Raw genomic sequence first — 9,742 nt, forward strand, 5'->3', positions numbered from 1 at the left:
AACCTGCCACACTGAGGCGGGACACTTCCATACCCCTTTAGAGCGGGTGCGGCATACAAAATCAACTCTGTATGCCGCTTTGCAGCGAACAGGACCGAAGAACGGTCCTGAACTGGCCTTATCAGCGCTCTTTCACGTAAGGCTCACCACCTGCGCGCGGCGGTATTGCTTTGCCCACAAACCCGGCCAGAATGACGACGGTCAGGATATAGGGCAGGGCGTCCATGACTTGCACCGGAATGACAATGCCACCCAGATCAATGTTCTGGAATCGCAGCGCAATGGCTTGAAGCAGGCCGAACAGCAAACAGGCCCCCATTGCATGCCAGGGCCGCCATTTTGCAAAGATCAGGGCAGCCAACGCGATGAACCCGCGCCCGGCGGTCATCTCTTTGACGAACCCTGCTTGCAATGCTGTTGCGAGATAGGCACCGGCAATGCCGCACAGGACGCCACAGATCGCGACCGCAGCAAAACGCAGCCCAACGACGGACACGCCTGCGGTATCGACCGCTGCGGGGTTTTCTCCGACGGCCCGCAGGCGCAGGCCAAACCGGGTGCGGAACAAAATCCACCATGTCAGCGGAACCATCAGGAAAGCGACGTAAACAAGGATAGAATGGCCCGACAATAGCTCGGAATAAACCATGTGGAGGACGTTGGTTTCGGACATAAGCTCGGACACAGGACGACCGCTGAGTTCCGCGTCCGTTGGGCCGATCGCATAAGGAAACTCTGCCGATTCAAATCGGCCTTCTCCGAACAATGACGGCGTGCGCCCACCCTGTTTGAACCAGCTTTGGGCAATAAGAACGGTCAGACCCGACGCCAGAAAGTTGATCGCGACGCCCGAGATCAACTGATTTCCGCGAAATGTGATTGATGCCAGCCCATGCAATCCGGACAGGACCAGAGACGCGGCGATACCGGCCAGCAAACCCAACCACACCGACCCGGTCACAGCGGCGACTGCAGCTGAGAAGAAGGCAGCCATCAGCATCTTGCCTTCCAGTCCGATGTCGAAAATCCCTGCCCGTTCGGAATACAACCCCGCCAGACAGGCCAACAGCAGCGGAGTCGCCAGGCGGACGGTCGAGTCCAAGACTTGGATGAGGGTAACGAAAAACTCCATCACTCGGCCCCCTTCCGTAGTCTCAGGAACACTTTTTCAAGCGGCATGCGCACCATATTGTCCAACGCTCCGGTAAACAGGATGACCAGGGCCTGAATGACGACGATCAGTTCACGGGGGATTGACGTCCAAAGTGCCAATTCGGCACCGCCCTGATACAGGAACCCGAACAGGATCGCGGCCAGGAACACCCCAAACGGATGGGATCGTCCCATCAGCGCTACGGCAATCCCGATGAAGCCCGCACCTTCGGTCGAGTTCAGAACCAGCCGTTCCGCTTCGCCCATCACGTTGTTGATGGCCATCAGGCCGGCCAGGGCCCCCGAGATCAGCATGGCGATGATCGTGATCCGGACGGGCGAGATTCCGGCATAGACGGCAGCCGTTTCCGAATGCCCATAGGCCCGGATTTCATAACCCAGCCGCGTGCGCCATATCAGCGCCCAGACAACGAAACAGGCCAATATCGCCACGAAGAACGAGATATTGGCTGGCGCGCCTTTAAAGACGGCGGTTTCTGCGGTCGAGAACATGGACTGGAATGTTGGCAGGTGCACCGCCTCAGGGAACCTAGCCGTAGCGGGGTCCTGCGCGCCTTGCGGGCGCATGACGTTGACCAGCATATAGTTCAGCAACGCAGCTGCGATGAAGTTGAACATGATCGTGGTAATCACGATGTGGCTGCCGCGCTTGGCCTGCAGATACGCGGGTATCGCGGCCCACGCGGCCCCGAAGATCATCGAAGCGGCACAGGCCGCCAGAAGGGCAATGCTCCAATGTGGCCAAGGCACGTAAAGGCATACGACGGCAACGCCAAGCCCGCCCAGCATCGCCTGACCCTCACCACCGATATTGAACATCCGCGCGTGAAAGGCGACCGCAACAGCGAGCCCAGTGAACATGAAATTGGTGGCGTAGTAGAGCGTGTAGCCCCAGCCATAGGTCGACCCCAGCGCACCGGTGACCATCAGGTTCACGGCCTCAACCGGGTTTTCTCCGATGGCGAGGATCACCAGCGCCGACAGGATCGCGGCCAAGAGCAGACTGATCAGCGGGATCAGAACGACATCGGCCCATTTGGGCATTTTATCCATGGTTCAGGCGGCCTCTCCTGCAACACCGGCCATCAGAAGGCCCAGTTCTTTTTCATCCGTCTCACTGGGCAGACGCTCGCCCATGATATGTCCGTCAAACATCACAGCGATCCGGTCGGACAATGAGAATATCTCTTCCAACTCGACCGAGACCAGCAGGATCGCCTTACCCTGATCGCGCAGGGCGACGATCTGTTTGTGAATAAACTCGATCGCGCCGATATCGACGCCGCGGGTTGGCTGTCCGACCAAAAGCAAGTCCGGGTTACGCTCTATCTCGCGCGCAACAACGATCTTTTGCTGATTGCCGCCCGAAAAGTTCTTGGCAGCTAGCCAGCCATCCGGGGGACGCACGTCGAACTTTTCGATCTTCGCCTCGGTATCAGCACGCAATGCTGCATTGTCCATGAAAAGCCCACGCTTGTAAGCGGGATCACGGTGATAGCCGAAAGCCACGTTTTCCCAAGCGTGAAAATCCATGATCAGACCTTCGCGCTGGCGGTCTTCGGGGACGTGCGCGATGTGTTGCGCGCGCCGGGCCTGACCATCCGATCCATGGCCGCTGAGCGCCAACGGCTCCCCGTTCAGCCGGATCGTTCCTTGACCTGGGCGCATACCACCCAGCACTTCGAGCAATTCCGACTGCCCGTTCCCCGCAACGCCCGCAATGCCTACGATTTCGCCCGCGCGCACTGTCAGGTCGATGCCCTTGACGCGCTCGACCCCGGCCTGATCCGTGACGCGCAGGTTTTCAATTTCAAGTATGGGTTTGCCGGGCTTCGCAGGCACTTTGTCCACTTGCAGCAGAACTTTGCGACCGACCATAAGCTCGGCCAGTTCCTGCGGGTTTGTCTCAGCCGTCTTCACCGTGGCCGTCATCTGGCCGCGTCGCATGACGGATACGGTGTCGGTGGCCTCCATGATCTCACGCAGTTTGTGCGTGATCAGGATGATGGTCTTACCTTCTTCGCGCAGCCGGTCGAGGATGCGGAAAAGCTGATCGGCCTCTGCTGGGGTCAACACGCCGGTGGGTTCGTCGAGGATCAGGATCTCGGCCCGGCGGTAAAGCGCCTTTAGGATTTCCACGCGCTGCTGCATGCCAACACCGATCTCGTCGATGCGTTTGTCGGGATCGACAAACAGCTCGTATTCTTCTTCCAGAGCTTTCAGCTCTTTTCTGGCCTTCGCCAGTGACCGGGCCAGCAGGCCACCATCTTCGGCACCGAGCACGATGTTTTCCAGAACGGTGAAGTTTTCCACCAGTTTGAAATGCTGGAACACCATCCCGATGCCGGCAGCAATTGCGGCCTGACTGTCGGGAATATCGGTCTTGGATCCGTTAATCCAAATCTCACCTTTATCGGCTTTGTAGAAGCCGTAGAGGATGCTCATCAGCGTGGATTTGCCCGCACCGTTTTCACCGATGATCCCATGGATCGTTCCGGGGGCGACGCTGATAGAGATGTCTTTGTTGGCCTGAACCGGCCCAAAGGCTTTGGAAATCCCTTTGAGCTCAATGGCGGGGACGGTCATGTCTTGTCCTTGGGTTGCCGAAAGGGCCGCATGCGGCAGAGTGGATGCGAGGCGGAAGGTAAACCCCCGCCCCGCGTGATCTTAGAACTGCAGTGCGGGGCAGCTGTCGTTCTCGTAATAGGCGACCACGTTGATGTTGCCATCGATGATGCCATTGCGGGCCTCTTCAACCGCGCCCTTCATGTCATCCGACACCAGCGCCGCGTTGTTGTCGTCCATCGCAACGCCCACGCCTTCTTCGGCCAGACCCATGGTGAAGACACCGGTTTCAACACCTTCGCCCGCCTTCATCGCGTCGTACACGGCAACGTCCACGCGCTTGAGCATCGAGGTCAGGACCTTGCCCGGGTGCAGGTGGTTCTGGTTGCTGTCCACGCCGATCGACAGGATGCCTTCGTCAGCTGCGGTCTGCAGAACACCAACACCGGTGCCGCCAGCGGCCGCATAGATCACATCAGCGCCCTGGCTGATCTGTGCCTTGGTCAGTTCCGAACCCTTCACCGGGTCGTTCCATGCCGCCGGAGTCGTCCCGGTCATGTTGGCAACAACCTCAATATCCGGGTTCACAGCCTTGGCACCTTGCGCATAGCCGCAGCCAAAGTGGCGGATCAGCGGGATATCCATACCGCCGATAAAGCCGACGGTGCCCGATTCGGATGCCATGGCGGCCATCATGCCTACCAGATACGAGCCCTCATGCTCGGCAAAGCTGACCTGACGAATGTTCGGATTTTCCAGCCAGTTCACGTCAACGGCGACGAACTTGGTGTCGGGATAGTCACCGGCAACAGCCGAAAGCGGATCCGCCATTGCGAAACCCATGGTGATGATCGGGTTGGCACCCGCCTCAGCAAAGCGGCGCAGGGCCTGTTCACGCTGGGCTTCGGATTGCAGTTCGATCTCGCGGTAGGTACCGCCGGTTTCATCAGCCCATCGCTGCGCGCCGTTATGCGCAGCCTCGTTGAAGGATTTGTCAAACTTACCACCCAGGTCAAAGATCAGGGCCGGTTCGGCAAGCGCTGCACCTGCGGTCAGCGCAACACCCGCGGCGGCGCTCATCAAGGATTTCATCAGGGTCATTGGTTACTCCCGTTGGTTATTGTTAGTCGGAGCCAAGATAGCCCCGTTTACCCACTATGAGCGAGCATAACTGTTGTGATGGCGGGAATTAAGTCCGTTTGCAACATCGATGGTCAACTGATTTTTGACCATATGGTCGAAAAAAATGCAGTTGCCCCTAGGGGAGGGTGCATTCCATGACGATTGCGTCGGCGTTTTGCGCGTTTTCTCGGACATAATAGGCTTTTCGAACGCCGCATTTTTGGTAAGCGCAGCTTTCGTACAGACTCAGCGCAGGATGGTTGTCCGCCGCAACCTCAAGAAACGCGCGTGTTGCGCCCAGTTCAAAGGCCCTGTTGTGCCAGTTTTTCATGCAATGGAACGCCAATCCCTGCCGTTGTTGGCTCGGGTGAGTCGCGAGTGTCAGTAGCTCGGCCTCATCCGCGATAACCTGAAACACCGCAAAGCAGTGCGGCGTGCCAATGCAATGCGTAAAACGGTTGGCCAGCAGTTGGCCGAATTCACCGGCTGACCACGGACGCGCCTGCTGAAAGGCGGCCGCGTGGGTGGATGCCATGTCCTGCGGGGTCATCCGTCCAAAAGGGCCGGAGGCGTGTCGCGCGACGGTGCCGCGTCTGCGGGGCGCACATAAAGCGGCGCAGGTGGACCCTGAACCGTGCGCCACCGCCGCGCAGCGACACGCGCGATCGCCCCCGCGATATCCTGCGGTTGATCGCAGAAATAGAGCGGGCCGAGTTGTTCTGCTTCGTCCTTCGGTATCAGCTGCGGTGGCCCATCCGCCGTTTGCACGTACACCTGATCTCGCGGGGCCGTAACAGCCGGGATTCGTCCCGCTGGAGCCATATCAGCCAACGCGTCGAAACCCGAGACACCGACTGCCGGTGCATTCAGGCCGAGCGCCAGCCCGCGGGCGGCCGACACCGAAATGCGGATGCCGGTAAAATTGCCCGGACCGACCCCGACACCAATTGCGCCCAGGTCTTTCCATGAGCAGTTGTGATCGTTCAGCAGTTCGGCGAGGAAGGGCATCAGCCGCTCTGCCTGGCCGCGCGTCATTGCCTCGGCGCGGGTTTCGATGATTTGACCCCCATGCATCAAAGCGGCCGCGCAATGCGCGGCCGATGTATCAAATGCAAGAATTGTTGGTTCAGACGGCAACAGGGCGAACCTCGGTCACTTCGGGGATGTAGTGACGCAGCAGGTTTTCGATCCCCATCTTCAGCGTCAGCGTCGAGGACGGGCAACCAGCGCATGCTCCTTGCATATGCAGGTAAACCACGCCGCGATCAAACCCGTGGAACGTGATGTCGCCCCCATCCTGGGCCACAGCCGGGCGCACACGGCTGTCCAGCAAGTCTTTGATCTGATTGACAACTTCAGCATCTTCGCCGGTATGTTCCGCATGGCCCGAGGCCGTTTGGGCATCCGCGCCCATGACCGGCTGACCGGACTGATAATGCTCCATCACCGCGCCCAGAATGGCGGGTTTGATGTGATCCCACTGAACGTCATCCGACTTGGTAACAGTGACGAAGTCATTGCCAAAAAACACACCCGTCACGCCGTTAACGCCGAAAACACGTTTGGCCAATGGTGACTTTTCGGCAGCTTCCGCGCTTGGGAAATCTGCAGTGCCTGCGTCCAGAACCGTCTGTCCGGGCAGGAATTTCAGTGTGGCCGGGTTTGGTGTGGATTCGGTTTGGATAAACATGGCGCGGCTCCGTTTTCGTTGCACCTGATATGCGCGTCCGGGCGAGCGAAGTCAAGATTTGGAACCGTTCTAAATTGTGGCCTCAAACTTCAGAGGCCAGCGAAATCGCCTGATCCAAGCGGTCATCCCCCCAAAACAACTCGTCCCCGACCACAAAGCTCGGTGCGCCGAAGATGCCTTTTGACTTGGCCCGCGCCACTTGTTCGAACAAAGCCGCCTTGATCTCTGGATCGCTTGTCCATTCGATGAGGTTCTCGGGAAGGCCCGCCGAACCGAGGCAGTCCCGCAAAACGGTTTGATCGGAAATATCCTGCCCCTGTCCAAACTGGGCATGGTACACGGCCCGGACAAATGCCGCCTTTTTCTGACCTTGCTCAACCGCCAGCGCCAACCGCGCTGCGTTCAGACTGTTTTGTGGGAACGCGCCGTGTCGGCGAAGCGGCAGGCTTCGTTCCGCGCAAAGCCTTTCCATGTCGCGCCACATGTACTGACCCTTGGCCGGGTACAGGTTGAACGGTGAGTTATTCCAGCCCTGTTCGGCAAATATTGGACCCAGAAGAAACGGCTGCCATTCAACGGCCACGCCCTTTTGCGCGGCGTCATTCTCAATGCGCATGGCGCTGAGATAGGAATAGGTCGACGCAAAGTCGAACCAGAACTGCACATTTTGTGCCATGGGGTTGCCTCAGGTAATGGCTTCCAGTTTTTCTTTGCTAAGATCACCGGGCACAATCGTTATCGGGATGGGCAAGCTGCCGGAATTGCGCGTCAGTTGCGTGACCAGAGGGCCCGGCCCCTTTTTGTCTGTGCCCGCGCCCAGAACCAGCACGCCAATCTCTTGATCTGATTGAACATGGGCGATGATTTCGGGCACCGGGTCACCTTCGCGGATCGCCAACTCGGGTTCGACACCCTGTTTGTCGCGCATCCATTTGGCGAAGACTTCGTAATGCGCATGGATTCTTTCGCGCGCCTCTTCGCGCATAACCTCGGCCACTCCAATCCAGTGGTTGAACTCATCCGGAGGGATGACGGACAAAATGGTGACGCCACCGCCGGTATGGGCGGCGCGCATCGCCGCAAAACGCATCGCGTTCAGGCATTCGCGACTGTCATCCAGTATGACCAGGAATTTGCGCATGAGTGACCTCTGTTATTTCGGGCGATCATGCCCCAGCCTAAGCGCGCTGGCAACACAGACGCTTTTGACAACAATCAGCGATTGCTGAGGGCCCAGTCCCAGTAAAGCTCACGCGCGCGGCGTGCGATTGGGCCGATCTGGTATTGTGTGTCCTCATATGCAGTGACCGGAGTGATCTTGTTCATGTTTCCGGTCATGAACACCTCATCCGCATTTCGAAAATCTTCGAAACTGAGGATGGATTCGTGCACGGTCACACCGTCGGCCCTCAGATTATCAATGTGACGCGCCCGCGTGATTCCGGCCAAAAAAGTGCCGTTTGGAACCGGGGTAAAGACCTCGCCATCACGGACCATGAAGATATTGGCTGTCGCCGTTTCCGCCACATGGCCCAGTGCATCCGCGACCAGAGCGTTGGAAAAGCCCTTTGAGCGGACCTCCTGCAACATACGGGCATTGTTGGGATAAAGGCATCCGGCTTTGGCGTTGACCACAGCGGATTCCAATACCGGGCGGCGGAACCGCGTGTTGGCGAGGGTGGCTGACGCCGCCTCGGGTGCCATCGGGATTTCTTCCAGACAGATCGCGAAACCGGTGCTGTTTTCTTGCGGGATGATGGCGGTTTGATCCCCGTCCAGACCCCAATACATCGGCCGAATATAGATCGCGGCATCCGACGGGTAGGCGGCAAGACCCTCGCGAATAATCTCGACCATCTGTTCGACTGAGACGGTTGGCGTCAGCATCAACGCCTCGGCCGAGCGGTTCACACGCGCGCAATGGGCGTTCAGGTCAGGGGCCAGCCCTTCGAAATAGCGCGCGCCGTCAAAGACAGATGAACCAAGCCACGCGCCGTGATCAGCCGCGCGCATGATTGGGGCGTCCCCGTCATGCCACTGACCATCGAAATAGGTGCGGATGTTTTTGCCGACTGCCATGACGCCCTCCCAAGCTTTGGGCAAACCTAGGAGGGCGGCTGGCTGACGTCCAGCGCAATCAGACCTGTTTGGGGCCAACCATTCCCACGATTTCGTAGGTCTGCTGCAGGATCGGGGCCGCGATGGCCCGTGCCCGCTCTGCGCCCCCGGCAAGAATGCGGTCGATCTCGGATTGATCAGCCATCAACCGTGACATCTCGGATGAGATCGGAGCCAGCTTGGACACAGCCAGTTCCGCCAGCATCGGCTTGAATTCACCGAATTGCTTGCCTCCGGCCTCGGCCAATACTTGTTCGACCGACTGATCGCTGAGCGCGGCGTAAATGTTCACCAGATTGCGCGCCTCGGGGCGGTCCTCAAGCCCATCAACCTCGGACGGCAGCGCATCCGGATCGGTCTTGGCCTTGCGAATCTTCTTGGCGATCGTGTCGGCATCATCGGTCATGTTGATGCGGCTCATGTCGGAAGGATCTGACTTGGACATCTTCTTGGCCCCGTCTCGCAGGCTCATGACACGGGTCGCGGCACCCTTGATCACCGGCTCGGTCAACGGAAAGAAATCAACGCCGAAATCATGGTTGAACTTGGTCGCGATGTCGCGCGTCAGCTCCAGGTGCTGTTTCTGGTCATCACCCACGGGGACGTGGGTCGCGTGATAAACCAGGATATCCGCTGCCATCAGCGCCGGATAGGCGAACAGACCCAACGAGGCATTCTGAGCATTCTTACCGGCCTTGTCCTTGAACTGCGTCATCCGCTGCATCCAGCCCAGACGTGCGACGCAATTAAAGATCCATGCCAGTTGCGCGTGTTCCGGCACCTGGCTTTGGTTGAACAGGATCGACTTTTCGGGATCAAGGCCCGAGGCGATGTAACCTGCACACAGCTCTCGTGTCGCGTGCTGCAGCTCTTTGGGGTCCTGCCAGACGGTGATCGCGTGCAGATCGACCATGCAATAGATCGTCTCATAGTCCGAGCCCTGCATACGAACCCAGTTCCGCAGAGCACCCAGATAGTTGCCAAGGTGCAGGTTGCCGGACGGCTGTGCACCGGAAAACACGCGCGGTGTAAACTGGGTCTCGGTCATCGAAGGGAACTCCCGTCTGGAAAAAT

At 58.7% G+C, this 9,742-nt stretch carries 11 protein-coding genes; all 11 read right to left on the reverse strand.

Features of this window, described 5'->3' with window-relative positions; all coding sequences use genetic code 11:
* Positions 1-121: 121 nt before the first annotated feature.
* Positions 122-1,132, reverse strand: a complete 1,011-nt coding sequence (locus ACR0CR_RS10160; RefSeq protein ID WP_480598606.1) for an ABC transporter permease — start codon at positions 1,130-1,132, stop codon at positions 122-124.
* Positions 1,132-2,226, reverse strand: a complete 1,095-nt coding sequence (locus ACR0CR_RS10165; protein WP_480598608.1) for an ABC transporter permease — start codon at positions 2,224-2,226, stop codon at positions 1,132-1,134. Before ACR0CR_RS10165 ends, ACR0CR_RS10160 begins: the two co-directional genes overlap by 1 nt.
* A 3-nt stretch (positions 2,227-2,229) precedes the next feature.
* A complete protein-coding gene (locus ACR0CR_RS10170) occupies positions 2,230-3,759 on the reverse strand; it encodes an ABC transporter ATP-binding protein (RefSeq protein ID WP_480598609.1) in 1,530 nt (509 codons plus the stop codon).
* A gap of 81 nt (positions 3,760-3,840) precedes the next feature.
* Positions 3,841-4,839 (reverse strand): BMP family lipoprotein, encoded by a 999-nt coding sequence (locus ACR0CR_RS10175; RefSeq protein WP_480598610.1) that lies wholly within the window; start codon positions 4,837-4,839, stop codon positions 3,841-3,843.
* 157 nt (positions 4,840-4,996) lie between these two features.
* Complete coding sequence (locus ACR0CR_RS10180; RefSeq protein WP_480598612.1) at positions 4,997-5,395, reverse strand: GNAT family N-acetyltransferase; 399 nt, start codon at positions 5,393-5,395, stop codon at positions 4,997-4,999.
* Positions 5,396-5,406: 11 nt separating this feature from the next.
* Positions 5,407-5,997 (reverse strand): tRNA (adenosine(37)-N6)-threonylcarbamoyltransferase complex dimerization subunit type 1 TsaB, encoded by a 591-nt coding sequence (gene tsaB, locus ACR0CR_RS10185; RefSeq protein ID WP_480598613.1) that lies wholly within the window; start codon positions 5,995-5,997, stop codon positions 5,407-5,409.
* Positions 5,987-6,550 (reverse strand): NifU family protein, encoded by a 564-nt coding sequence (locus ACR0CR_RS10190; RefSeq protein WP_480598614.1) that lies wholly within the window; start codon positions 6,548-6,550, stop codon positions 5,987-5,989. The genes tsaB and ACR0CR_RS10190 overlap by 11 nt, the downstream gene beginning before the upstream one ends.
* 82 nt (positions 6,551-6,632) lie before the next feature.
* Positions 6,633-7,226 (reverse strand): DsbA family protein, encoded by a 594-nt coding sequence (locus ACR0CR_RS10195; protein WP_480598615.1) that lies wholly within the window; start codon positions 7,224-7,226, stop codon positions 6,633-6,635.
* A 9-nt stretch (positions 7,227-7,235) separates the two neighbouring features.
* Positions 7,236-7,691, reverse strand: a complete 456-nt coding sequence (locus ACR0CR_RS10200; RefSeq protein ID WP_480598617.1) for a universal stress protein — start codon at positions 7,689-7,691, stop codon at positions 7,236-7,238.
* Positions 7,692-7,765: 74 nt separating this feature from the next.
* A complete protein-coding gene (locus ACR0CR_RS10205) occupies positions 7,766-8,629 on the reverse strand; it encodes a branched-chain amino acid aminotransferase (RefSeq protein ID WP_480598619.1) in 864 nt (287 codons plus the stop codon).
* Between the two features lie 58 nt (positions 8,630-8,687).
* A complete protein-coding gene (gene trpS, locus ACR0CR_RS10210; RefSeq protein ID WP_480598622.1) occupies positions 8,688-9,716 on the reverse strand; it encodes a tryptophan--tRNA ligase in 1,029 nt (342 codons plus the stop codon).
* Positions 9,717-9,742: the final 26 nt, after the last annotated feature.

The organism is Ruegeria sp. AM2, from assembly GCF_056540685.1.